At 42.4% G+C, this 24596-nt stretch carries 19 protein-coding genes and 1 rRNA gene; 6 read left to right on the plus strand and 14 right to left on the minus strand.

Annotated features, from left to right (window positions below):
* Positions 1-68: 68 nt before the first annotated feature.
* Together ppa and JZ787_RS09800 are read right to left on the minus strand one after the other, a co-directional pair.
* The gene (gene ppa / locus JZ787_RS09795) at positions 69-593 is read right to left on the minus strand and encodes an inorganic diphosphatase (protein ID WP_004692877.1); all 525 of its coding nucleotides are present in this window, start codon (positions 591-593) and stop codon (positions 69-71) included.
* A 117-nt stretch (positions 594-710) separates the two neighbouring features.
* Positions 711-1115 carry an MAPEG family protein gene (locus tag JZ787_RS09800; RefSeq protein ID WP_005401007.1) on the minus strand — a complete coding sequence of 135 codons (405 nt, stop codon included), beginning with the start codon at positions 1113-1115 and terminating at the stop codon, positions 711-713.
* A gap of 107 nt (positions 1116-1222) precedes the next feature.
* Between JZ787_RS09800 and JZ787_RS09805 the strand changes: the two genes are divergently transcribed.
* Positions 1223-1603 carry a hypothetical protein gene (locus JZ787_RS09805; protein WP_005401008.1) on the plus strand — a complete coding sequence of 127 codons (381 nt, stop codon included), beginning with the start codon at positions 1223-1225 and terminating at the stop codon, positions 1601-1603.
* 48 nt (positions 1604-1651) lie between these two features.
* On the opposite strand, the gene JZ787_RS09810 is transcribed toward JZ787_RS09805, so the two are convergent.
* From JZ787_RS09810 to JZ787_RS09835, 6 genes are all read right to left on the minus strand, one after another.
* Positions 1652-3331: an AMP-binding protein gene (locus JZ787_RS09810; protein WP_058868711.1), complete on the minus strand. Its 1680-nt coding sequence runs from the start codon at positions 3329-3331 to the stop codon at positions 1652-1654.
* Positions 3332-3479: 148 nt separating this feature from the next.
* Positions 3480-5699: a DNA topoisomerase IV subunit A gene (parC, locus tag JZ787_RS09815; protein ID WP_218289294.1), complete on the minus strand. Its 2220-nt coding sequence runs from the start codon at positions 5697-5699 to the stop codon at positions 3480-3482.
* Positions 5700-6234: 535 nt separating this feature from the next.
* Positions 6235-7554, minus strand: a complete 1320-nt coding sequence (locus JZ787_RS09820; RefSeq protein WP_004978536.1) for an MFS transporter — start codon at positions 7552-7554, stop codon at positions 6235-6237.
* Between the two features lie 103 nt (positions 7555-7657).
* The gene (locus JZ787_RS09825) at positions 7658-8302 is read right to left on the minus strand and encodes a trimeric intracellular cation channel family protein (protein ID WP_004692884.1); all 645 of its coding nucleotides are present in this window, start codon (positions 8300-8302) and stop codon (positions 7658-7660) included.
* 59 nt (positions 8303-8361) lie between these two features.
* Positions 8362-8829 carry a YchJ family protein gene (locus JZ787_RS09830; protein WP_346312203.1) on the minus strand — a complete coding sequence of 156 codons (468 nt, stop codon included), beginning with the start codon at positions 8827-8829 and terminating at the stop codon, positions 8362-8364.
* Between the two features lie 70 nt (positions 8830-8899).
* Positions 8900-10480, minus strand: coding sequence for a TerC family protein (locus tag JZ787_RS09835; protein ID WP_333641000.1), 1581 nt, complete (start codon positions 10478-10480; stop codon positions 8900-8902).
* Between the two features lie 335 nt (positions 10481-10815).
* On the opposite strand from JZ787_RS09835, the gene JZ787_RS09840 reads away from it, so the two are divergent.
* Positions 10816-11436: a TIGR00730 family Rossman fold protein gene (locus JZ787_RS09840; RefSeq protein WP_168159874.1), complete on the plus strand. Its 621-nt coding sequence runs from the start codon at positions 10816-10818 to the stop codon at positions 11434-11436.
* A 59-nt stretch (positions 11437-11495) separates the two neighbouring features.
* On the opposite strand, the gene JZ787_RS09845 is transcribed toward JZ787_RS09840, so the two are convergent.
* Complete coding sequence (locus JZ787_RS09845; protein ID WP_004978518.1) at positions 11496-12470, minus strand: hypothetical protein; 975 nt, start codon at positions 12468-12470, stop codon at positions 11496-11498.
* A 166-nt stretch (positions 12471-12636) separates the two neighbouring features.
* Positions 12637-14544, minus strand: a complete 1908-nt coding sequence (locus JZ787_RS09850) for a choice-of-anchor I family protein (protein ID WP_346312204.1) — start codon at positions 14542-14544, stop codon at positions 12637-12639.
* A gap of 160 nt (positions 14545-14704) precedes the next feature.
* Here JZ787_RS09850 and mdtD point away from each other — a divergent pair, with 160 nt between their 5' ends.
* The 4 genes from mdtD to JZ787_RS09870 all read left to right on the plus strand — a co-directional run bounded on the left by mdtD (position 14705) and on the right by JZ787_RS09870 (position 19057).
* Positions 14705-16099, plus strand: coding sequence for a multidrug transporter subunit MdtD (gene mdtD, locus JZ787_RS09855; protein WP_346312205.1), 1395 nt, complete (start codon positions 14705-14707; stop codon positions 16097-16099).
* 170 nt (positions 16100-16269) lie between these two features.
* Positions 16270-16983, plus strand: a complete 714-nt coding sequence (locus JZ787_RS09860; protein ID WP_346312216.1) for a GH25 family lysozyme — start codon at positions 16270-16272, stop codon at positions 16981-16983.
* Positions 16984-17117: 134 nt separating this feature from the next.
* A complete protein-coding gene (dinB, locus tag JZ787_RS09865) occupies positions 17118-18179 on the plus strand; it encodes a DNA polymerase IV (RefSeq protein WP_346312206.1) in 1062 nt (353 codons plus the stop codon).
* A gap of 521 nt (positions 18180-18700) precedes the next feature.
* On the plus strand, positions 18701-19057 hold the full coding sequence (locus JZ787_RS09870) for a RidA family protein (protein WP_004692897.1): 357 nt from the start codon (positions 18701-18703) through the stop codon (positions 19055-19057).
* A 60-nt stretch (positions 19058-19117) separates the two neighbouring features.
* Here the strand turns inward: JZ787_RS09870 and JZ787_RS09875 are convergent, their stop codons facing one another.
* The 4 genes from JZ787_RS09875 to rrf all read right to left on the minus strand — a co-directional run.
* A complete protein-coding gene (locus JZ787_RS09875) occupies positions 19118-19660 on the minus strand; it encodes a DUF2726 domain-containing protein (protein WP_346312207.1) in 543 nt (180 codons plus the stop codon).
* A gap of 381 nt (positions 19661-20041) precedes the next feature.
* A complete protein-coding gene (locus JZ787_RS09880; protein ID WP_234950845.1) occupies positions 20042-22447 on the minus strand; it encodes a YgiQ family radical SAM protein in 2406 nt (801 codons plus the stop codon).
* Between the two features lie 499 nt (positions 22448-22946).
* Positions 22947-24239, minus strand: a complete 1293-nt coding sequence (locus JZ787_RS09885) for a glutamate carboxypeptidase (RefSeq protein WP_346312208.1) — start codon at positions 24237-24239, stop codon at positions 22947-22949.
* A 243-nt stretch (positions 24240-24482) separates the two neighbouring features.
* Positions 24483-24596 (minus strand): 5S ribosomal RNA (rrf, locus tag JZ787_RS09890); the annotation flags it as partial.

A 24596-nucleotide genomic window follows, 5' to 3' on the forward strand; every position in this document is an offset into this window, starting at 1 on the left:
ACATTGTGCAGGTTTTTTTATTGAAGCCTACAATCAAACACAGTTCAATCAAGGCTTCACAGACAGGATTATTTTGCTGCTTCGATTGCTTTAAGCACTTCTTGCTTAGCAACTTCAGAACCTTCCCAACCTGTTAATTTAACCCACTTCCCTGGCTCTAAGTCTTTATAGTGAGCGAAGAAGTGTTCAACTTGTTGAATGAGTAAAGGTGGAAGATCGGTATATTCTTTCACGTCTTTATAAATTGGCGTTAACTTGTCATGTGGAACTGCGATTAATTTCGCATCGATACCACCGTCATCTTCCATGTTCAATTTACCCACAGGACGGCAACGAATTACTGAGCCTGGTTCAACTGGATGTGGCGTTACAACAAGTACATCTAATGGGTCACCATCTTCAGACAAGGTGTTTGGTACATAACCATAGTTCGCTGGGTAGAACATTGCTGTCCCCATGAAACGATCTACAAAAAGTGCATCCGAATCTTTATCAATTTCATATTTGATTGGTGCTGCATTTGCAGGAATTTCGATGATCACGTAGATATCGTTCGGTGCATCTTTACCCGCAGGGATATTGCTGTAGCTCATAACATCACTCTTTAACAAGTTAAATCTTTTAAAAACCGCATCGATTATAACGGTTTTTGAGAAAAAAATATTTCTGCGATTATACATCCACTGGGTGAAAATATGTATGTTTCGCACTTAGCCCATCGTCAGTCGAATGACCAACAATAATAAACAAATTGGGCAAAGCAGTGACAACAGCCAAACGATCGATCGAAGCGTCGACCAATTGGCCAAATAGCAAATGCCATACACCACACGAAAGACAAGATAGGCAATACCAAACGTCATGGTGACCACTTGCGGAATCACCATATATTCAGCCATTAAGATAGCGGCAATAAATAACGGTAAACTCTCAAAACTATTTTGCTGTGCCGCATTGGCACGTGCAGCCAGACCAGTCGTTTTGGCGAGAAATTCACGCGGATGTTGATTATCTTTGGCGCGAAATCCTGCTGTTTTTTTAGCAATGATTGTAAATACGTAAGGCAGTAAACAAGCAATTAAAATGAGATAAATAATCCCGCTAATGCTTTGCATTGGTTTTTTCTCATCAAGATCATTTCAAAGGCTATCATAGCATGGCATTCCGAGGATAAATTTGGTTAAATTATAGTGTTTTTATAATTTCCCGATGAGACTCCTGCATGGCTAGCCCTGATCAAAAAGAAATGTTCGACGTGCTCGAAATTCAGCGTCAACATCAACGCCAAGTGGATCGTGTTTTAAAGATTGTGCTTCCCGTTACTGCATTTTTATTGGCGGTCATTTGTGCCAATATGAATATTGGTTCGACTCTTGGCACACTGGTCATGCTGATCATTGCATTTTGGATGGTCGGGATTAAACGTCAAAACCTATGGTCTTGGTTGCTTGCAGTGACCGTCTATTGTCTGATCGATAATGTTCTGAGTTTTGGTAGTTTTGCTTTCCCAGCCTTTAGTCGTCAGTGCGGTACGATGCTGACCTTTGTTGGCATTTTGGGCATTGGCCGTCCCTATATCGACCGCTGGTTAATGAAAAATTAAATGTGAACATGAAAAAAAAGCGCCTGACGGCGCTTTTTTTATTTGAACTTAAGCTGTTTTACGTAAATCTTTACGTAGGATTTTACCTACGTTTGATTTCGGTAACTCATCCAAGAATTCAACATAACGCGGACGTTTGTAACCCGTTAAGTTCTCTTTCGCAAAGGCCAAGACTTCTTCTGTAGTTAAAGATGGATCTTTCTTCACCACAAACAGTTTTGGTACTTCACCTGATTTTTCATCAGGTACACCAATGGCAGCTACTTCCAATACTTTAGGATGCTTAGAAACCACTTCTTCGATTTCTGAAGGGTAAACGTTAAAGCCTGACACCAAAATCATGTCTTTCTTACGGTCTACAATTTTCACATAGCCGCGAGGGTCCATGACACCAATGTCACCCGTACGGAAGAAACCATCTTCAGTCATCACTTTAGCTGTTTCATCTGCACGGTTCCAATAGCCACGCATTACTTGTGGGCCACGGATTGAAATCTCACCTTGTTCACCCAGTGCAACTTCCTTGCCGTCATCATCCAAAATTGCAACTTCAGTTAATGGCAATGGAATACCAATCGTGCCACTGAACTCTTCTGACGCTGGCGGATTTGCCGTTGCCACAGGTGAAGTTTCGGATAGGCCATAACCTTCAATGATGTTGGTTCCAGTAATTCGCTTCCACGCTTCTGCTGTAGAAGGAAGCACAGCCATACCACCACCCATCGCCATTTTCAATTTGCTGTGGTCGAGTTGCTTAAACTCTTCATTGTTCACTAAAGCATTGAATAGCGTATTCACTGCTGGGAAGAATGACGGTTGATATTTACGTAATTCTTTCATCACCGCAGGTAAGTCACGCGGGTTTGGAATCAAAACGTTGGCTTGGCCTTTGTACATACCGTACATCGCACAGACCATGAACGCAAAAATATGATATAGCGGTAATGCACAGAAAATGCGGTCATCAGGTTGACCATCTTGTGCACCAAATTTACTTTGGAAAATACCGTCACACTGCAACATGTTCGCCACAAGGTTGCGATGCGTCAGTTCTGCACCTTTTGATACCCCTGTAGTGCCGCCAGTGTACTGAAGCACTGCTGTGTCACTTAACGTTAAGTTCGGGCGCTTATAGTTACTCGCACTAACTTTCGACATTGCCGCATTAAAGCGAATATGGCCAGGAATATTCCATGCTGGAATTTGCTTACGTACTGAACGTAATACAAAGTTCACCAGTGTGCCTTTTAATGCACCTAACATGTCACCTACAGAGGCAATCACAACATGTTTAACTGGCGTTTTACCATTAATCGCTTGATAAACAGAGGCAAAGTTTTCGATGATCACTAAAACTTCTGAACCCGAGTCATTTAACTGATGTTCAAGTTCGCGCGCGGTATACAGTGGATTGACGTTAACCAGTACTAAACCTGCACGGAATACACCCAAAGCAACGATAGGATACTGAAGAACGTTCGGCATCATTACAGCGACACGTGAGCCTTTTGCTAGACCCAAACTTTGTAAATACGTTGCAAATTTACGGCTCGCTTCTTCTAACTCACTAAAAGTGAGCACTTTATCCATAAAGATAAAAGCATCACGAGAGCCAAATTTTTGGAAATTTCGTTCAAAAACATCTACTAATGACGTGTTTTCTGGTGGCAATTCTACAGTCTCTGGAATCCCCGTTTTTTGGTATTCTGCGAACCAAATTTTTTCCATATCGCCCGATTCTCCTATCAGTAATCCTTAAATTTCAACTATTGTTCTCAATATTAAGCGCTCTTTATTTAACTTGTGTTGCTTAATACTGCATCCATTTCCCGCATACATACCATATATAACGTATTTTGATCGATGGATGCTAGTTTTATCTCTGAACTAACAGTTTATTTGCTTTTTGATAACCACGTGGTAATAACTGCCCTTTTGATGCTCTTTTGCCTATGTATTTTTGCAAGTCATCACCCTTCAATTTTAATTGCTGCTGTCCTGCAACGACTTGCAGTATTTCATCTAGCGTTAATCTTGTCATGAATACAATTTGATCTTTCTCTTCAAGTTGTATCAATTTATTACCTTTACCTTTATTCAAAACAGGCAACTCTGACAACTCTAAAATCAACAAACGACCCGTTGAGGTCAATAACGCCAAATGGGTGGCCTGATCAACACTGGTTAACGGCATAACTGTGGCTTTTTCAGGTAAAGTCAGGAAGGCTTTACCTGCTTTTGCATTGGTATCTAACTGTTTTGCCTGTGTTTTAAAACCATATCCTTTACTGCTCAGCGCCACGACTTCGGTTTCATCATCAGCAATAAAGACTTGTTTAAAACCGATACCACTGGCTGGGGACAATTTTGAACTCAACGGTTCTCCCAGACCACGTGCGGACGGTAGGCTATTAATGGCTAGTGCATAACTACGCCCTGACTCATCCAGCACATACACGCGCTGATTAGATTTGCCTTGCGCATGACTGAGGTATTGATCGCCTGCACGGAAGTTCAAGTTTTCAGCATCAACTTCATGACCTTTGGCTGAACGAATCCACCCCGCTTCAGACAAGACCACGGTCACAGGATCAGCAGGCATGAAATCTTGCTCACTCATCGCCGTCGCTTCTGCACGATGCACGATTGGTGAACGACGGTCATCGCCGTATTTTTTCGCATCATCTTTGAGTTCATTGATGATCAAAGCTTTTAAAGACTCTGGATTAGCCAACTGTTCACGAATCAGTGCAGCTTTGGCCTCTAACTCTTCTTGCTCACGGCGCATTTCCATTTCTTCAAGTCGGGCCAAATGACGCAACTTGAGTTCTAAAATGGCTTCGGCCTGAATATCATCAATATTAAAACGTGACATCAACTCCGCTTTGGGCTGTTCTTCTTCACGAATAATACGAATCACTTCATCAATATTTAAATAGGCAATAATCAAACCGCCCAAAATATGTAAACGTTTTTCAATTTTATTCAGGTGATATTGCAACCGACGGGTAACGGTTTCCTTTCGAATTTCAATCCACTCCAGCAAAATACGACGAATCGATTTCACTTGTGGACGACCATCCGCGCCAATCATGTTCATATTGACCCGATAACTCGACTCAAGGTCAGTGGTGGCAAAAAGATGACTCATTACCGCTTCAGCATCAATCCGATTTGAGCGCAGTACGATTACCAAACGGGTTGGGTTTTGATGATCCGATTCATCTCGTACATCGCTCACCAAAGGCAATTTTTTCGCCTGCATTTGATCTGCAATTTGCGAAATAACTTTCGAGCCTGACACTTGATAAGGCAAGTCCGTGATCACAATTTCATTTTTTTCGATGCGATACACCGAACGCATACGATAACTACCACGCCCTGTACTTTGAATTTTTAACAGCTCTTCAGGTGGCGTAATAATTTCTGCTTTGGTCGGCAAATCGGGTGCAGGAATATATTCTGCAACTTTTTCATCGCTTAAATTTGGATTGCGAATTAAGGCAATGGTGCCTTTCACGACTTCACGCAGGTTGTGCGGTGGAATGTCCGTAGCCATACCGACCGCAATGCCTGTGGTGCCATTTAACAAAATATTCGGAATACGTGCAGGTAAAGTCACTGGCTCTTTCATCGAACCATCAAAGTTATCCTGCCAGTCACAAGTCCCCTGTCCCAGTTCAGACAAAAGCACTTCACTATACTGAGATAATTTGGCTTCGGTATAACGCATCGCCGCGAACGATTTCGGATCATCGGGAGAACCCCAGTTACCTTGACCTTCAATAAATGGATAACGATAACTAAAAGGCTGCGCCATCAGCACCATCGCTTCATAGCAGGCCGAATCACCATGCGGGTGATACTTACCGAGCACATCGCCGACGGTACGCGCAGATTTTTTGGGTTTACCGCTGTGTTTCAGCCCCAATTCGCTCATGGCATACACAATACGGCGTTGTACAGGTTTTAAACCATCGCTGATATGCGGTAAGGCACGATCCATGATCACGTACATGGCGTAATTGAGATATGCTTGTTCAGTAAATTCTGCTACGGAACGGTTTTCTGTCGCTTGATGCGCAAGGTTCGTCATAACAACCTGTCATCCTAATTAATCGTTTTTTGTTTAAGTTCTTATGCTATGTCGCAGGCTCTGCCTATACAAGTGAAAGCGTACACCACTACGACAAATTGCGTCTTTAGATGTTCCTAGTGTCGTAAAATTATCCATTTTTTTTAAAATGAGCAACTAATTATTTTGAAGTTCAGTTCCTGTGTTCATCTCTGCTCATCAATGAAAATGGTTAAGCAACTTCAGTCTTCTCAACTTGATCGATACGATCGACAAAAAATCGGGGCATCCTCGCCCAAAATGCGACACAACCAATTGGGTAGATCACATCAATCAAGCAGTGATTATTTAAAGGTCTCATCATTAGCAAGATCCGCGTTTACCAAAATGCAGCGTTGAGAGGCTACGTTTTGGCCGAGCAGATTGAATTTTTTATTGCTGAGTTGGATCTTGTTATCGGTTATTTTTCAGATCCATCATCTAGATTTTATGTTGAAGTGTATTGAAGACTGAGAGTCTCAGCACATCAGACGCTCAATCTTCAGCACGGACTAAATTACAGTCCAATTTCTTCCAATGTTTTGCCTTTGGTCTCTTCACCCAAAATCAAAATTACCGCTGCCACCGCAAGCAATACCGCGGTAAACATCATGAAAATCGCACTAAATCCATTGCTCTGTACCATCATATGCGTCACCACCATCGGTGCGACAATGCCGCCCATACGACCAATGGCCGATGCCCAGCCCGAACCAAAAGCCCGGATATTGGTTGGATATTGCTCTGGGGTATAGGTATATAACACTCCCCATGCGCCAAGGTTAAAGAATGACATCAAACAGCCCCAGAACATGATCATGCTCACAGTGTCAGCTTGACCAAAGAAATACGCGGAAACTGCACACATGCCAATAAAACCAGCCAAGGTTGCTTTACGCCCCAACTTTTCGACTAGCCATGCTGCGGCCACGTAGCCCGGAAGCTGTGCCAAAATCATCACCAGTACATATTCAAAAGACTGAACAATGCTATACCCCTGCTTCACCAGCAAACTGGGTAACCATGTAAAAATGCCATAATACGAATAAACAATGCCAAACCAAATCAACCATAACATCAAGGTTCTACGTGCAAATGCACCCGACCAGAGCTGGGTAAAAGACACGGTCTTTTTTTCTGCCACCGGTTTAACGATGATATGTTCAACGACTTCCACACCGCATTGACGTTCAATCTGCTGCACTAAAGCATGCGCTTCCACAATGCGGCCACGGTTGATGAGATAAGGAATTGACTCAGGCACTTTGAACCAAATCACAATGGCATACAGTGCAGGAATCCCACCGATTAAGAAAGCCATATGCCAGTCAAATTTTGGAATCACAAAATACGCCACCAATGCAGCGCAAAGCCAACCTAAGCCCCAAAAGCTTTCTAGCAGCACGATAAAACGCCCACGCACCTGCGCAGGAATGTATTCACTGACCAAGGTCACCGCTACTGGCAACTGTCCACCTAAGCCTAAACCCACAATAAAACGAAACACCAATAACCACGTTAAGTTCGGGGCAAAGGCACAGGCTGCCGTCGCTAAACTGTAAATCACTAGGGTCGCGGCAAAAACTGTTTTACGTCCGATGCGGTCGGCCAAGCCCCCTGAACACACTGCACCAATCGCCATTCCGACAAAGCCAATGGAGACCACCCAACCTTTTTCGGTTGGGCTCATGTGCCAGTCTTCGGCCATTTTTGCCAAAATAAAAGAAATCAGCCCCGTGTCCATGGCATCGAACATCCAGCCCAAGCCAATGACCCACAACAAGGTGTAGTGAAATTTACCGATCGGTAAGCGTTGTATGCGAGAAACTAAATCCATAGCTCGGCCTCTAAAGCGGGAAAAGATAGCAGGCTGCTTTCTCAACAGGCTTTATCATTATGTGCTTTTTTCATACAAATAAGGCAGTCAAATCACTGCTATTTTAGCTGGCATCTTTCGAGGAAGCAGATTGCTCATCATCGTCTTGATAAATGAATTTTGGCATTTCTAAGCCAAAGTAAATCGCGATTAGACGTAAGCTAAAACCAAAGATCAAAGTCGAAATCACAGTCAGCTCAAGTGATAAACCGAGCTGAATGCAGCCCCAATAGAAAATCACCGCGACAAAAGAAATACTGGCATACAGTTCACGGCGGAAGACCAAAGGGACGTCATTACACAAAATATCACGTAAGATACCGCCCGATACCCCTGTCAGAACTCCTGCGACCGCAGACACCACAAAACCATGTCCCATTTCTAAGGCAATTTGACAGCCGATGATGGTAAAACCGATCAGGCCCAGAGCATCGAGCACCAAGAAGATATTACGTAAATGGCGCATCCACTTGGCAATCAAAATCGTCATAAAAGCGGCAAAACAGGTCAGCATCAAATATTCAGGATGCTTGACCCAAGTCAGCGGATAATGTCCCAATAACACATCGCGGACAGAACCGCCGCCCAGCGCTGTGACACAAGCAATAATCACCACACCAAACCAATCCATACTACGCCGACCCGCCGACAGTGCACCTGTCATTGCCTCTGCTGTGATCGCTATAATATAAATAATAGTGAGTAACATCGCCTGGATTCCATATAGGCTAATTGATGCGCGCTATTCTAAGCCAAATTTGCTTAAAATTATAAAAATTGTGCACAACATTGTTTAAATTTTTTCCCTGAACCGCAGATGCACGCTTGTTTCATGGTGATATGCATTTCAGTGGTTGGATCTAAAAAATACCATGCCTCTGCATGTTTCACAAAATGTGAAATTTCATGATGTATCTGTGGCGATGTGCCATCATGATAATAGGCTTTGAACTCGACCATGGCATGGTTTTTATCGAGTTTTTCATTGGCCTGCACGACGTCTAACTTCACCCATTGGTTGCTTCGACTCCACTCTGCAATTGCTGCAACATCTAGAGCCTGTTGCTGCCCCAACGCTGTGGTTTGTACAATGTAATCAATTTGTTGTTTAGCAAAAGCACTATAACGTGAGCGCATAAGTTGAGTAGCACTCTGCGCACGGCTTTGTCCCAAGTGCAATGGCTGACAGCATTGCTTATATTCACCCTGTCCACACGGACACTCAACATTACTCATGATTTTTCCATAAAAAATAGCTCGACATTGCGAGCTATTTTAACCTGTTCAAACCAGATTACGGTTTGTTTTAAGAGGATTCCTTGTGCAGATCTGACTTTGGAATCACATGCACTTTTTCAATTTTGTGCCCATCCATCGTCACCACTTCAAAAATACAACCATCTGCTTCAAGGCTAGAGCCATTTTCGGGTAAACGACCTAAATGGAATAGGATATAGCCTGACAAGGTTGAGTACTGATCAGACTCGTCGACCAAATCACGATCCAACAATAACGACACATGGCGAATATCGGTTGAGCCATCGAGCATCAGGCTACCATCTTCTAAACTTTCAGCCACATTGTCTTCAGCATCTTCATCGGGGAACTCCCCTGCAATCGCCTCTAATACGTCAATCGGCGTGGCAATCCCTTCAATCGAGCCGTATTCGTTCAAGACCAAAGCCATTTGCAACGGTGCTTGACGCAATTGTTCCATCACCATCAGGACTTGCGCATTTTCATGCACAATCACAGGTTCACGTAAATGTTTATCAAAATCGAGGATACCCGTTTCAATATATTCATTCAAAACTTTATGGGTCAGCACCACACCGGCGATGTTGTCTAATTCGCCCCGTGCCACGATTAAACGTGAATGCGTAATGCTAAGTAGTTGTGATTTGATTGAGGCTTCTTCATCCTCTAAATCAATCCACTCCAACTCTGGACGGGGTGTCATCACGGACTTCACAGGACGCTCGGACAAACCCAGCACCCCTTGCACCAAGACACTATGATAGACCCCATTTTCAGGATCAAACACTTCATCCGCATAAGCGCGAGTTGCCAGGACATCTTCAGGCTCAGAGGCATGATCACTACTTTTACCGCCCAACATTCGCAGCACCGCAGATGCCGTTTTATAGCGAAGATCTGTGGTGGTGACCATTTTTTCTTGATTACGGCGCATAGTTTGGTTGATGAATTCAACAATTACCGAGAAACCAATTGCGGCATATAAGTAGCCTTTTGGAATATGGAAACCAAAGCCTTCTACAATCAAAGAGAAACCGATCATCATCAAGAAGCCGAGACACAAAATCACCACGGTTGGATGTTTGTTGACAAATTCCATCAAGGCTTTCGATGCCCACAGCATAATGCCCACGGCGATAACCACCGCAATCATCATTACAGACAGATGTTTAACCATACCGACTGCGGTAATCACCGAGTCTAAGGAAAACACAGCATCCAAAACCACAATCTGAACGATCACCATCCAAAACACAGCATTGGCTGGACTTTCTTCTTTCTGAACCACTTTGGCGTCAATACGTTCATGCAGTTCCATGGTGCCTTTAAACAGTAAGAACACCCCACCAAAGAGAAGAATCAAATCCCGTCCTGAGAAAGGATGATCGAAGATATGGAACAGCGGCTCGGTCAGTGTCACCACCCAAGCAATTGAGGCCAACAGCACCAAACGCATTAAGAGTGCAAGGATCAAACCAACAACACGGGCCGTATTGCGTTGTTCTGGTGGAAGTTTCTCCGCCAAAATCGCAATAAAAACCAAGTTATCAATCCCCAGCACGATTTCCAGCACCACTAAGGTGAGTAACCCCACCCACGCAGAAGGATCAGACATCCATTCAAATATCATGTGATCTGCTCCTGTCGAGGGGAAATATACGGTGCATAACGCAACTTAAGCGGATGAAAAGGAAGATTCAGCACCAATGGCTGTAATTTTTTTTCGGAAAACTGAAGATGTCTTGAGCGACAACTACCACTACCCATGTTCGTTCTTGTGTTGTAAAACAGGAAATAAGTATAGGCAAGATCTACATGAAATTCATCTTTTTTTCAAAAGCGCACTGTTTTAAAAGATTTAACAAATTATTACCCGATTGTTAGATTAAATACAGCTTGCCGTCACATTTCTTGCTTAAACTAAGAAAGAAAAAGTAGATAAAGCAAAAGGTAAAAACATACGCCATGAATAGTGAATTAAAAATATCCTCTCTCAACACTGAAGTAAATGTTCAAACCACTCAACCTCTGATCGCACTTTACTGCGGTTCTCGTTCAGGTAATAAACCGATTTATCAAGAAAAAGCGATTGCACTGGCACAAGGTTTAGCTAAACAGGGTTTTGGTCTGGTTTATGGGGGTGCCAGTATTGGCCTCATGGGACAAGTGGCCGATGCCATGATTAGCCACGGCGGTGAAGCAGTCGGCGTCATTCCAGAATTTATGCTGGATTATGAAATTGCGCATCACCAACTGACCGAATTACATGTTGTACAAACCATGCATGAGCGCAAAGCCTTAATGGCCGAACGCGCAAGCGCCTTTGTCGCACTACCCGGCGGTTTAGGCACTTTTGAAGAAATTTTAGAAGTGGCAACCTGGGGACAACTGAACCAACATCAAAAACCGATGATGATTTATAACGTCAATGGTTTCTATGACGCACTGATTGCCCAGTTGGATCATGCAGTAGAAGAAGGTTTTCTACCGCCACAGCACCGCGCAAAACTGATTGTGTGCAACCATGCTGAACAGATTTATTCAGCCATTGCCAACCTCGGCAGTCCAGCGCACTTTGCCATTTAAACCCTGTTCTTAATGCCATAAAAAAGCGAGCCTAGAGCTCGCTTTTTTAACATATACGGTTATTGCCCATAATGAGTAACAAAGTTATAGAACCACGGCAGTGTGGTCGCCAAAATCACGGACATGGCTAAGCCAAACATCAATTTCATCGCATCTTTACTGACGTTACGCGAAGTGCGATGTTTGTTCACTTCATCAAAAATCATCGACATTGCAAACTCACGACCTGCAAGTAAACCTAAGAATACCCATGTGGTACTCATTGGAATATTACTCCACTCTTTGAAGACCAACAAAATGAGGGCATACATAAAGTCAATAATGGTTGCTGCACGAATATCAGTAACACCTGTTTTGGTATCGACAATCTTCTGAATCGCACCACCACGTTGGTACAAAATTACCGCCAACAACACCACAAAGACCGTGATGGCAAACAGTAAAAATGAAAACGGCACTTGACGGGGTACATAGACAAAAATATTAGCCAAATCTTGAATCAGCCACTGACTCCACAGAAAAGCCGTAGAAACCCACTGTAGCCCAATCCAAATATGCGACGGTTCTTGATTACGGGTTTTCGCAAAATACTTCGCGACTTGGCGCATTACAAAACGATAGACAATAATCGCAACCACAAAGGCCACCGCGTAGCCCATCATCGATTTCACCATCATCGAGCCTAAACTTGCAGGCGAGAAAATGGTTAAGACTAAGAAAGTGGTACTGACGGGAATTCCGTATTTGGTTAAAAATAACAGTAAAATCGGTGGCACAATATATAGCCACGTGACCCCACCCTCAGGAAAAGGGATCGTTTCTAAACGGCCATATGATGCATCACCCACACCGGATGCATACCAACCATAAATCAACACCACAACCAAAATGCTGCTGATAAAGAGCCAAAGCACCCACCATGGACGGTGTGCATTGGATGAAATAAACGTACCTAATGTCTGTGGCACATCATTTCCGACGATAGAATAAGCGGCTAAACAGAAGCCTATCACCATCAAAATTTCGATTGTCATAAAACCAACCTTTTGAATAATTTATTCCAAGACAGTGCCCTTGGACGTTTGCCAAAGATTATGACTGTTTTATTTCATTTTCATGACATCTCTGTCATATATTTTTTGTAGCGCCATAAAAAAAGAGCACCGTAGTGCTCTTTTTTCAAAGTCAAAACTCAGTTTTTTAATTGAGTTTGACTTCATAAACCGCTGTACTACCACTGACTTCATTTCCCACCACCAACAGCGGGTGACCATTGGGTGAATTCTTCGCCGCGATGAAAATCAAACCTTCTGGGCCTAAGTCACCTTGCTTCGTGACTTCTGTTTCATTGGTGTTGCGATGGTTCAGATACTGAACAAATTTAGCCTGATTCGGGTTGCTAATGTCATACACCATGATGCCACTGGCACGCTCAAGTCCAATAAAGGCAAAGGTCTTTTCACCAATTTTACCCAACGTCACGCCTTCAGGTTCAGGACCTTTATTGTCACTACGGTCATCAAATTTAAATGCTTCATGATTGCTATTAAATTGATGTGGAAACAACTCCGCAATTTTTCGCTCAAACTCACTCCCCGAGTCCCACACAATCTGCTTGGTTTCAGGGTCGACAATACTCACCGAACGACCACCATAGGCGTATAATTTGTCATAAGTCAGACGACCATTTTCATCCAACTTCGGCAGACCTGTTAGTGGATCTTGTTGATAACCTTGCGTCCAACTAATGGTCAAACGTCCAATTTGTGAATCTTTAATTAAATTATCCGCGCAGACTTCTGTTGCATCAGCCGTTTGACAAGGCTTAAACACCTCGGGGTTTAATTTTGCCCCTTTCACGCCCGGTGCAAGCTGACGTAAATGCGCGGCATAATCACCTTTGGCGTCAAAACCTGCTTTTTTAAACAAATGTTTGATGCGTATCTCTTCAGCATAACCAGCATTTAAGTCCCCGCCTTCAAAGTATTTGGCTTCATCCCTTAGCCATTCACGGGCATCCCCCTCATTGGCCGTGACCAAATAGGTTTTGCCGTTGGCTTGATATTGTGCAATGGCATCGGGCATATACATGCCATATAGACCCGGCCAAGAGCTGATATTAATCATGCCGGCATCTTTTGCACATTCTGTAATACTACGCCCCAAAGAGTCTTGACCAATAGCACAGTCACGGTCACTTCCATCCAAGGCATTTTCAGGCAAACTATGGTCCTTGTAGCCCATCGGGAAAAGATCAACAAATTGATTTTTTGCTAGGTCTAGAACCCCAATGGCATTATTTTCCTGCAAACTAACCCATGCTTTTTTACCATCAGCACTGACTGCGATATACTCAGGCTCTAGGTCTTGTGCAACTGTGGTCGTTTGAATACCTGCGGTCGCTACATTTGGGTATTGACTGATGTCTGGGCCAAAAATACGAATGCCTATATCTAATAAGTCTTGTTTACGGTCATTCCATGCGTGGAAGCCCGCAATAGTTGCTGTTGGTTTTTGAATATCTGAAATATCAATAATGCTGACCGAACCTTCAGGATCGACTTGATACCCTTCATTCGGTTCCGCTTCATTCGCTACCAGTACTTTTCGACCATCAGGCGTAAAGGTCAACATATCTGGCAAAGCTCCCACGTTGACTTGGCTGATAAAAGAGAGATCCTGTGCTTTAAAGAAAGCCACAATACCGGTTTGGGTTTTATCCTCAGCCTGAACCGCAAGCGCGACGATGCCATTATGCACCGCGACACTATTCACTTCGGAATTGGCTAAATAAGTTTTGGCATCCAAAGATTGGATATATGTCGGTTGCGCTGGTTGGGAGAAATCTAAAACATCGACCATGCCTTTTTGTGCATTCACCACGAACAGACGCTTACTCGCAGCATCATAGGCGGGGATTTCAGCTGCACTCTGTCCAAATATTCCCGACTCATAACTTGCAAGATGAACCAGTTCAATACTATTCGGCGTGGCTTCCTCTACCACAGGCGGTGATGTGATGGTTTGCGCATCATCACTGTCATTACATCCTACTAAGCCCAACCCCATGCATGCTAAAAAAACGGCACTATAAGTTTTATTCATCATGATCTAAATATCGGTTCAAATTTAACCAATGTATGACGTACGCGTTGCAAACACATGACGTAGAGATGTCAATTTGATGGCATGGGATAAATGCACATTCGCAACAACAGTCCAACTTAAATTAAGCTAAACTGTTTAAAAATTTCACTTTGTTGTATCTATGAACCAAACGCCGACCCATCAAGCACTCGCTCCTGAGTACCGTCTTTTGGTACTTCTGGTTTCGATTGGCTTTTTTATGCAAGGCTTAGATACCACCATTGTGAATACCGCTCTACCGGCTATGGCAGCCAGTTTGAATGAAGACCCGCTGCAAATGCATAGCGTGGTGGTGGCCTATGTGCTTGCCGTTGCTGCCTGTATCCCCTTGAGTGGTTGGCTCGCCGACCGTTTTGGGGTGCGCAATATCTATTTCAGTGCCATTATCATTTTTACTCTTGCCTCACTGGGCTGTGGCTTTTCTGAAAGCTTAAATGAGTTATTGTTCTATCGCGTATTGCAAGGCATAGGTGGTGCATTATTGCTCCCTGTTGGCCGTTTAGCTATGCTCAAGGTCATTCCGCGGACGCAGTTCTTATCGGCCATGAGTTTGATGAGTCTCGCGGGACTGATTGGCCCACTGATCGGTCCAACACTCGGGGGCTGGTTGGTCGAAGTCAGTACATGGCATTGGATTTTCCTGATTAACCTCCCCATGGGGCTGTTAGGGGTCCTGATTAGCTTTAAAGCCATGCCGAATGTCACCGAGCAGAATGTACCGCGTTTTGACTTTTGGGGTTTTATCCTGTTGGTAATCACCATGGCAGGACTATCTCTAGGGATTGAAAATTTTGCCAGTCCGCACCTGACTTTATGGTGGAGTATGGGGCTGATTGTACTGAGCTTGGTGACTGCGCTTTGGTATGCCTATCATGCACATACACATCAAAATGCGCTATTTCGCAGTAAACTGTTTCGTAACCGCATTTATGCCGTGGGTATTTTAGGTAACTTCTTTGCTCGCCTCGGTGGCAATGCCATGCCTTTTTTGATGCCACTCATGTTACAAGTGGCTTTCGGTTTTGAACCCTTTGTGACGGGGCTTTTGATGATTCCAACAGTGTTGGGTTCACTGGCCTCCAAACCCATTATTCGTCACTTGATTCAGCGCTTTGGTTATCGCCACGTGCTTTTGGTTAACACCTTATTGGTCGGCGCATGTATCGCCAGTTTTGCTCTCAATACCGCAGATACCCCAACTTGGCTGCGCGCACTGCATTTCTTTGTTTTTGGTATGCTGAACTCCCTGCAATTTGTGTCTATGAATACCCTCACGCTGAAAGATTTACCGCAACAAGATGCCAGCAGTGGCAACAGTTTCTTGTCGATGATCATGATGGTGTCGATGAGTATTGGTGTGGCTTTGGCAGGTACTTTGGTCAATGTCTTTACGGCATATTTGGGCACAGATCACATCGTCATGGCATTCCATAATACCTTGATTGTATTGGGCTGTATTAACCTGATTACCGCAGCCATTTTCTGGCACATCCCCAAAGATACCGTGGATGAATAACAGATACAAAATGCTGCCATTCACTGACCATAATCATCATGGTCAGTTCCACAAATTCGAGCTATGATGATGAGCTAAAAACCAATACCTGCAAAAGCATGTCCGCAAGAAAAAAAGTTTCCACGCCGTCAAAAACCTCATATCCCTATTACATACTTGCCTGTGTAGTGATGCTATGTGTCGGACTCGGGATTACCTATTTTTTCTTGCAGAACAATGTCGCATCTGCCCAAGAGTATCCAATAAAAGGCTTTGATGTGTCTCATCATCAGGGCGACATCCAATGGCAATCCATTTCTCCCCAAGAGTTTAAATTCGTTTATTTAAAAGCCACTGAAGGGGGCGATTTCAAAGACCGTAAATTTCAGGACAATTGGCTCAAAGCCCGTGAACAAGGCTTTTTGGTCGGGGCTTACCATTTTTATCGTTTATGCCGTGATGGCCAGATTCAGGCGCAGAACTTTATCGAAACTGTGCCGAAGAAAACCGATAGTTTGCCGCCTGTGATTGATTTGGAATATGACAGCACCTGTATCAACACCTATACCAGAGAACAGCTGCTCAAAGAAATTCAGGTCATGCACGACCAACTCTATCAACACTATGGCTTGCAACCCATTTTTTATACCTCTAAAACATTTTATAATATTGTTTTAGTCGATGAATTTAAACAAACTCCCCTTTGGATTCGTGAATATCAAGGCCAGCCTGAGCTCAAAGGCAATCCGAAATGGACCTTTTGGCAACACACCAGCCAAGGTCAAATTAAAGGCATACCAACCTTGGTGGATCTCAATGTATTTCACGGCTCAGAACAAGATTGGATCAGCTTTTTAGAGCGCCAAGGGCTTTATCAACTGCCACAAAACTTACCAATCAAGTAAGCAGTTTCAAGCCCATCATTGAGGTTCAAATACAAAAATACCAAGTCAAATTCTGTCGCTTATGCCGCATACAGGACTACGCAATCGATCTAAATAGTGCAATACTGACTTAGGTTTCAACATTAAAATTCAACATGCGAAAAATCATTCACATCGACATGGATGCCTTCTATGCCTCGGTGGAGTTACTTGATCGTCCCGACTTAAAGCATTTACCTGTAGTGATTTCTTCACACCATCCTCGTGCCGTCATTGCTGCCGCATCCTACCCTGCACGTAGTTACGGACTCCGCTCTGCCATGTCGATGACTCAAGCCAAAAAACGCTGCCCTCAAGTGGTGGTGATTGAACCTAATTTCTCTAAATATCGTGCGGTCTCAGAGCGAATTCATACAATTTTTCAGCGTTATACCACACTCATTGAACCGCTTTCCTTAGATGAAGCTTATTTAGATGTGACGGAAAATTTACAACAACTGGCCAGCGCCACAGAAGTGGCTGAACGCATCCGTGCTGATATTTTTCAGAGCACAGGATTGACCGCCTCTGCGGGTGTAGCACCGAATAAGTTTCTAGCCAAAGTTGCTTCGGACTGGAATAAACCCAATGGTATCTGCGTGATTAAACCTTCACAAGTTCAGCAGTTTATTCAGCACTTGCCGCTTAAAAAAATCCCTGGAGTGGGGAAAGTCATGCAAGAAAAATTACATGCGCTCAAACTCGAAACTTTAGGTGATTTACAGCATGTGGATGAAAATATCTTGATTCATCATTTTGGCAAGTACGGCAAACAGCTCTATCTATATGCACAAGGGATTGATGAGCGTCCTGTACAAGCGGAACGAGAACGTCAGCAAATTTCAAAAGAAACCACTTTTGATGATGATTTAACTATTGAACAATGTCTCCCATTTTGGCCCAAGTTAATTGCACAAGTCTGGCAAAGCTTAGAGAAAAAGCAACTGTATGCCCGCGGTGTCACCGTCAAACTGAAACTGAAAAACTTTCAAACCCTACAGCACAGTAAAAGCTTCAAAATGCCATTAAAGCATCAAACTGAATTGCAAATGACCTTAGATATCTTACTCAAAGAAATGCAAATCACACCGGATAAACAGTTTCGTCTGATCGGTGTTGGGGTCTATGCACTTTCGACTCAAGAGCCTTTACCCCAGCTCTCTTTATGGTCTGACTGATTGCTCAATCAGTCACTTTTTAACCAAAAGAACAAAAATAATGCAATTTAGCATTCACAAACTGTGTTTTTAGAGTAATCTAATGACGCGCTGCATTTATCCATGTAACCGCTGAGATGCTAAAACTTACCTTTACTTTTAGCATACGTCCTGTGATTGGCGTGACGATCAAATCCGAAGATTACAGGACATCTCTGATATTTATCATGGTATTCCCCATATTACAGAGCAGCGCTCTATCATCAAAACAATCCAATATTCAAAAATATATTTTTATAAAGCCCGCATAAGATTTACCTATTGACTACGTTCCTTCATCTTTTGTAATTCATGTCGATATATCGAATCCATCCTCTGTTCACATGCGCTTATAACAATAGATAGGATCCTTCACGCTGTAAAATTCTGCACCTGATTGAAAGCCAACATCATAGCCATCTGTCATACATGAGTTTGTGGTAGGCTATTGAACTACATTTTTATGTTCTATTTTTATACTCATAATACAGGATGCATACATCATGACGGTTCAACGTTTGCATGTCTCAAATCGTTTTTCTGAAGTTGCGATTGCTGGCAACCTCGTTCATTTGGCAGGTCAACTGGCGTCTGACTTTGATCTCGATATTAAAGGTCAAACCCAACAAACATTCGACATGATTGACCAATTTTTAGCTGATGCAGGCACAGATAAAAGTCATATTTTATCGGTGACGATTTATTTAAAAGACATTGAAAATGACTATGCAGCGTTCAATGAAGTTTGGGATGCTTGGGTTGCAGACATTGATGCCTTACCCCGTACCTGTGTTGAAGCTAAACTTTATGATCCACGAGTATTGGTAGAGTTAACCGTTGTTGCAGTGAAACCTGCATAAAAATACGCGTATCATAAAAACATGAGTTTTCATGTTTTTATGATACGCGCTGAGATTCAGTTAGCCGATCAGACGTAATTTTCGAGTTTGTGCTGCATTATAGTAATCATATTTTTTGGCTACACGCGTATCTTTAGTCAAACGCGACGAAGCATAGAGATCGCCATAAAAATCTTCACGTAACTGATGATAGTCAGGCACTTCTTCATAACGAATCACTTTATAACCAGCCATATCGAGGATCGCATCCTGAAACTGTGCCTTTTGTGGACGTTTCAGTGAAAGCGGATCTTCTAAAGCAACCACTGCCAAAACTTGTTGTGCACTATCCACAATGACAAAATCGGCCACCAAATTGCGGTATTTGTTTCGCGTACGCGAAAATTTTGTAGTTAGTAAGGCATCATAAGACACATGTGCCAGCACAGTATGATGCGGTAAAATTTCTTTCAAACGAGTGTAAGTCAGTTGCTCATGCATACTAAAAATAGCACGTTGTTTTAATGCACTATCTTGCTGCTTGGTCTTAGGGATCAACGCTTTACTCGCTAAAATCATGACCAGTATCAACAACACGCTACCAATTACCATATAAGTTGTCATATTTGTATCCTTTTCATCTTTATTATAATTTTCGGTATCACACCGATTTTTATCCGATCAGTATAACCTACTGACCATTTACCCAAACCACGCAATAAAAAAACTCAAGCTAAAATCAAACAAACGCTGATAAAACTAAACAATTTTTTGCAATGTCATTCGTTGTAACACGTTTTGTTTTAATCCGAATGAAATTTTGGCTCTTTAGCCTATCTACACTGTAATAGAGTGATTCATTCACGTGCAATATGATTCTTCGGATTGACCCAATTTTCCCGACGGATGGCAGAAAAGCCAATCTTTGAGCTATTTTTCTAACGCAATAAAAAGATTGATCCTAAAAAAGGATGCCGTAGCATCCTTTTTTATATTCAGTTGCGATTAAGCACGTGACTTAGACTTCGGTTTTGATTTTGAATGTCCAAATGGCTTCTTGGCATCACCTGTTTCACGCGGTGGTAAACCTGTATGTTGCGTTAAAATCTGACCGCGCTCAGGACGCTTTTTGGTATTCGATGGACGCGATTGATTTTTCGCTTGTTGGTTACGACTATCACCATTACGTTTTTGCGAATCACCATCCACGGTTGAGTTTTTCTTCCGAGCAGACTGATACTGACCTTCCGTCCCTTGCGGTTGATAGGTTGGAATCAAATGCTGTTTCGAGTTACCAATCAAGTCTTGGCGGCCCATCTCTTTTAAAGCTTCACGTAATAATGGCCAGTTGTTTGGATCATGATAACGCAAGAAGGCTTTATGCAGACGACGACGCTTCTCACCTTTCACAATATCCACATCTTCAGTATATCGCGCCACTTTGGCTAATGGGTTTTTACCCGTGTGATACATGGTGGTCGCGGTTGCCATTGGCGATGGATAGAAAGTCTGTACCTGATCGGCACGGAAACCATTTTTCTTCAACCAAATCGCCAAATTCATCATGTCATATTCGGTCGTACCTGGATGTGCTGCAATAAAGTACGGAATTAAATACTGCTCTTTACCTGCCTCTTTACTGAAACGATCAAACATTTGCTTGAAACGATCATAGGTCCCGATGCCCGGTTTCATCATCTTAGACAATGGACCTTTTTCGGTATGTTCAGGCGCAATTTTTAAATAACCACCGACATGATGCTGTACCAATTCCTTGACATATTCAGGGTTTAACACCGCTAGATCATAACGCAGACCCGAACCAATCAGAATCTTTTTGATGCCTTTAATGGCGCGTGCTTTACGATATAGCTGCGTTAAAGGTGCATGATCGGTATGTAAATTTTGACAAACACCCGGATAAACACATGATGGTTTACGACAGTTCTTTTCAATTTCAGGGTCTTTACAGTGCAAACGATACATGTTTGCTGTAGGCCCACCCAAGTCAGAAATGATGCCAGTAAAGCCTGGTGCGGTATCACGAATCTTTTCAACTTCACGTAAAATTGATTCTTCTGAACGGTTTTGAATAATACGCCCTTCATGTTCTGTAATCGAACAAAAGGTACAGCCCCCAAAACAACCACGCATGATATTGACAGAGAACTTGATCATGTCAAATGCTGGGAAACGAGCATCCCCATACACAGGATGGGGTAGACGTGCATAAGGTAAATCAAACACATAGTCCATTTCTTCCGTAGTTAACGGAATTGGCGGTGCATTTAACCAAACATCACGTTCGCCATGCTTTTGTACCAAAGCACGTGCATTTCCCGGATTGGTTTCAAGGTGCAAAATACGGTTGGCATGTGCATATAAAACGGGATCATCTGCCACTGCTTCAAATGCAGGCAAACGAATCACAGCCAGTTCACGCGGCGGTAATTTATGTTTAATTGCCTTTGAAGACGGCTGTAATTGCACAATTTGTGTATCAGGATCGAGTTTATCCCCTTCACGAACAATTTGATTCGTCACAATTTCTTTTTGGAAATTTTGGTATTGGGTTAAAGAATTACCCTTATCTTTTTCAATTTCACAGCCATCTAAATCTTCAGTCATCACATAAGGATTGATGATCGGATCAACACGGCCAATGGCATCCACATCATTCGATGCGATTTCCACAAACTTGGCTTTAGATGGACGGTTTAATTTATTCACGATAAATGCCGTGCCACGAACATCTGTAATTTCGTGAATTTTTTCGCCTTTGGCTAAGCGATGCATTACTTCAGTAATTGAACGCTCACCATTACCATACATCAAAAGATCGGCTTTTGAGTCCATCAACACTGAACGACGGACTTTATCTGACCAATAATCATAATGCGCAATACGACGTAAAGACGCTTCAATTCCACCTAACAATACAGGTACATCTGGAAATGCTTCACGTACACGTTGGCAATATACGGTTGCTGCACGGTCAGGACGTTTATTAGGTAAATTATCTGGCGAATAGGCATCATCAGAACGAATTTTACGATCAGCCGTATAACGGTTGATCATCGAATCCATGTTCCCAGCTGTCACACCCCAAGCGATATTTGGCTTACCCAAAACGCGGAATGCTTCAACATTAGTCCAATCAGGTTGTGCAATAATCCCGACACGGAAACCTTGTGCTTCTAACGTACGGCCAATAATGCCCGAACAAAATGATGGATGGTCGATATACGCATCGCCACAGACCAAAATAAAGTCACAACTATCCCAACCGAGTTGGTCCATTTCCTCGCGCGACATCGGCAAAAATGGCGCAGGTTCAAAACATGACGCCCAATATTTGTCGTAATCAAACAACGCTTTAGGCGCGGTCTGCATAGTATAAGCAGTAGACATGGCTAGCAATTCTCGGCTGGCAGATGAAAGATCTCAAATAAAGATCAAAGATGAAAGCCGATCATTTTACCATGAATTACATTCAGCTTGCTTGGTTAAAAAAGCATCATATACAGCACGTTATCATTTATTTTTTTATGCAAACATAATTTCGAAGTTTTTATTTAAAAAGAAACAATTCGGCAGCTAAGAGCCAAAAGCTGGCCCTTCATTCCTTAAAGAATAAAGACCAATGCCCAATCACTTGGGACAGCAAGCAATACATCGAGACCCAACTGACTCAGCTGAATTATCCAGCAAAGAATGAAAAAAGTAACATCAACTATAGCTATGCCGATCTCTCAGAATATCCCTCACTTTATGGCATTTTTATTTAAGATCTCACTCATTTCCTTTTAAGATTCTAATATTTAGATTGATGAAAGATGCTGCTAAAAATAAACACCATCTTTCATCATGTAAAAACTCAAATCAGTTGAGTTCTTTCACACTAACTTTATTATTTTTGAGCGGTCGATAAGTCCATAATCAACTTTGTCGCTAAATATAAACGCGGCACAATACTTTCGACCAGAATATATTCAGCATTATTCGAATGCGCACCATCACCAGATAAGCCCATGCCTTCTAAAATCGCTGCTTTCGAATTTAAGCCAGCAAATGCGGCATCTGTACCACCACCTGTTGCTTCAGCTAAGACCTTCATTGGTAAGTTAAAATCATTTTTGTAAATAAGCTGTGCTTGTTCAGCCAATTTTTTTGCTTGTGGATTTGCCATTAAAGGTGGCCGACGCATTTCAAACTTTAACTTAACTTCACTCTCAGCTAACTTTTTACGTTTAATCCTTTCCTGTAATACACGTTCCACTTGCTGAAAATCTTTAACTTGCAAGGCACGAACATCTGCTTGTGCAGTCGCAAGGTCTGGAATCACGTTACGCACTTTACCTGCACTCGCTACAGTCCAGTTTAATTTCAACCCTGTTTTAGGATTCGATAAATCTTGTAACTGTAAGATTTGATGTGATAATTCTGTCAGTGCATTTATGCCTGCTTCAGGCTTAACCCCTGCATGTGCAGATTTCCCGTGAACCTCTAAATATGCTGCACCAATCCCACTGGTGGCTAATCGTAAACTGCCATCTTTACCACCACCTTCAAATGACAAAACTACATCTTGGTCTTGTGCAGTTTCAGTAATCAGTTTGCGTGAACCTGGCGAACTGATCTCCTCATCGGAGTTAAGTAAGACTGTGATCGCGCCATAATCTTGATAATTCAACTTTTTCAAAAGATCAAGCGTATGAATAATCGCAGCAACTCCCTGTTTATCATCTAAAATTCCAAGACCAAAAACTTTATCTCCTTCCATTTTAAAAGGTTGGTCTTTCAACATTCCAGTTAAATACACCGTATCCATATGAGCAATTAGCATAATTTTACTGCTGCCTTTACCCTTTAAAACAGCTTTTACCATTGGACCAGTCTGTTGGGGCGTATCATCCATACGATATATATCTTTAGCTTCTACAATACTGACCTCAGCACCTGTCGTTTTTAATTGTTCGGCGACATATTTAGCGATCTTATTCACGCCGACAAGATCTTTACTCCCCGACTCAATATTGACTAAAGCCTCTAGAGTATTTAAATAATTCTTTTTTTCTAATTCAACCAGTTGTTTGACCTGATCATTAGATACAGCATGTACTTGCCCAAAAGCCAAACAGCTCAACAACGCACATGAAATTAAAGGAAGTTTTTTCAGTTGAAATTGAATTTTATTAGACATACTCATTATTCCATTTAAAGATATTGCTAACAAACTATGAACATTTGATCGACTATTCAATATTTTTAAAAATCTAAAAATAAAAATGTTAGATAGATTAAATGTCATGATCGATAAATAAGTAAATCAGTATGTAGAAACCTATCCTAAATCTCAATTAGACGATTGATTCGTTTATTATTTAATATTTTCAGCATAAAAAAATCCCCCTAACCGTTAAGTTAGGGGGATTTTGAATTAATGAGCTGGCGATGACTTACTCTCACATGGATAACTCCACACTACCATCAGCGCTAAGAGGTTTCACTTCTGAGTTCGGGAAGGGATCAGGTGGTTCACTCTTGCTATTGTCGCCAG

Origin of the sequence: Acinetobacter sp. BWR-L5, from assembly GCF_039655985.1 — a bacterium.
Lineage (GTDB): Bacteria > Pseudomonadota > Gammaproteobacteria > Pseudomonadales > Moraxellaceae > Acinetobacter > Acinetobacter johnsonii.

What these genes read in the sequence shown, in the direction of transcription:
- ppa (WP_004692877.1), bottom strand. Translation starts at nt 593, where the DNA reads ATGAGCTACAGCAATATCCCTGCGGGTAAAGATGCACCGAACGATATC.
- JZ787_RS09800 (WP_005401007.1), bottom strand. Translation starts at nt 1,115, where the DNA reads ATGCAAAGCATTAGCGGGATTATTTATCTCATTTTAATTGCTTGTTTA.
- JZ787_RS09805 (WP_005401008.1), top strand. Translation starts at nt 1,223, where the DNA reads ATGGCTAGCCCTGATCAAAAAGAAATGTTCGACGTGCTCGAAATTCAG.
- JZ787_RS09810 (WP_058868711.1), bottom strand. Translation starts at nt 3,331, where the DNA reads ATGGAAAAAATTTGGTTCGCAGAATACCAAAAAACGGGGATTCCAGAG.
- parC (WP_218289294.1), bottom strand. Translation starts at nt 5,699, where the DNA reads ATGACGAACCTTGCGCATCAAGCGACAGAAAACCGTTCCGTAGCAGAA.
- JZ787_RS09820 (WP_004978536.1), bottom strand. Translation starts at nt 7,554, where the DNA reads ATGGATTTAGTTTCTCGCATACAACGCTTACCGATCGGTAAATTTCAC.
- JZ787_RS09825 (WP_004692884.1), bottom strand. Translation starts at nt 8,302, where the DNA reads ATGTTACTCACTATTATTTATATTATAGCGATCACAGCAGAGGCAATG.
- JZ787_RS09830 (WP_346312203.1), bottom strand. Translation starts at nt 8,829, where the DNA reads ATGAGTAATGTTGAGTGTCCGTGTGGACAGGGTGAATATAAGCAATGC.
- JZ787_RS09835 (WP_333641000.1), bottom strand. Translation starts at nt 10,480, where the DNA reads ATGATATTTGAATGGATGTCTGATCCTTCTGCGTGGGTGGGGTTACTC.
- JZ787_RS09840 (WP_168159874.1), top strand. Translation starts at nt 10,816, where the DNA reads ATGAATAGTGAATTAAAAATATCCTCTCTCAACACTGAAGTAAATGTT.
- JZ787_RS09845 (WP_004978518.1), bottom strand. Translation starts at nt 12,470, where the DNA reads ATGACAATCGAAATTTTGATGGTGATAGGCTTCTGTTTAGCCGCTTAT.
- JZ787_RS09850 (WP_346312204.1), bottom strand. Translation starts at nt 14,544, where the DNA reads ATGATGAATAAAACTTATAGTGCCGTTTTTTTAGCATGCATGGGGTTG.
- mdtD (WP_346312205.1), top strand. Translation starts at nt 14,705, where the DNA reads ATGAACCAAACGCCGACCCATCAAGCACTCGCTCCTGAGTACCGTCTT.
- JZ787_RS09860 (WP_346312216.1), top strand. Translation starts at nt 16,270, where the DNA reads ATGCTATGTGTCGGACTCGGGATTACCTATTTTTTCTTGCAGAACAAT.
- dinB (WP_346312206.1), top strand. Translation starts at nt 17,118, where the DNA reads ATGCGAAAAATCATTCACATCGACATGGATGCCTTCTATGCCTCGGTG.
- JZ787_RS09870 (WP_004692897.1), top strand. Translation starts at nt 18,701, where the DNA reads ATGACGGTTCAACGTTTGCATGTCTCAAATCGTTTTTCTGAAGTTGCG.
- JZ787_RS09875 (WP_346312207.1), bottom strand. Translation starts at nt 19,660, where the DNA reads ATGACAACTTATATGGTAATTGGTAGCGTGTTGTTGATACTGGTCATG.
- JZ787_RS09880 (WP_234950845.1), bottom strand. Translation starts at nt 22,447, where the DNA reads ATGTCTACTGCTTATACTATGCAGACCGCGCCTAAAGCGTTGTTTGAT.
- JZ787_RS09885 (WP_346312208.1), bottom strand. Translation starts at nt 24,239, where the DNA reads ATGTCTAATAAAATTCAATTTCAACTGAAAAAACTTCCTTTAATTTCA.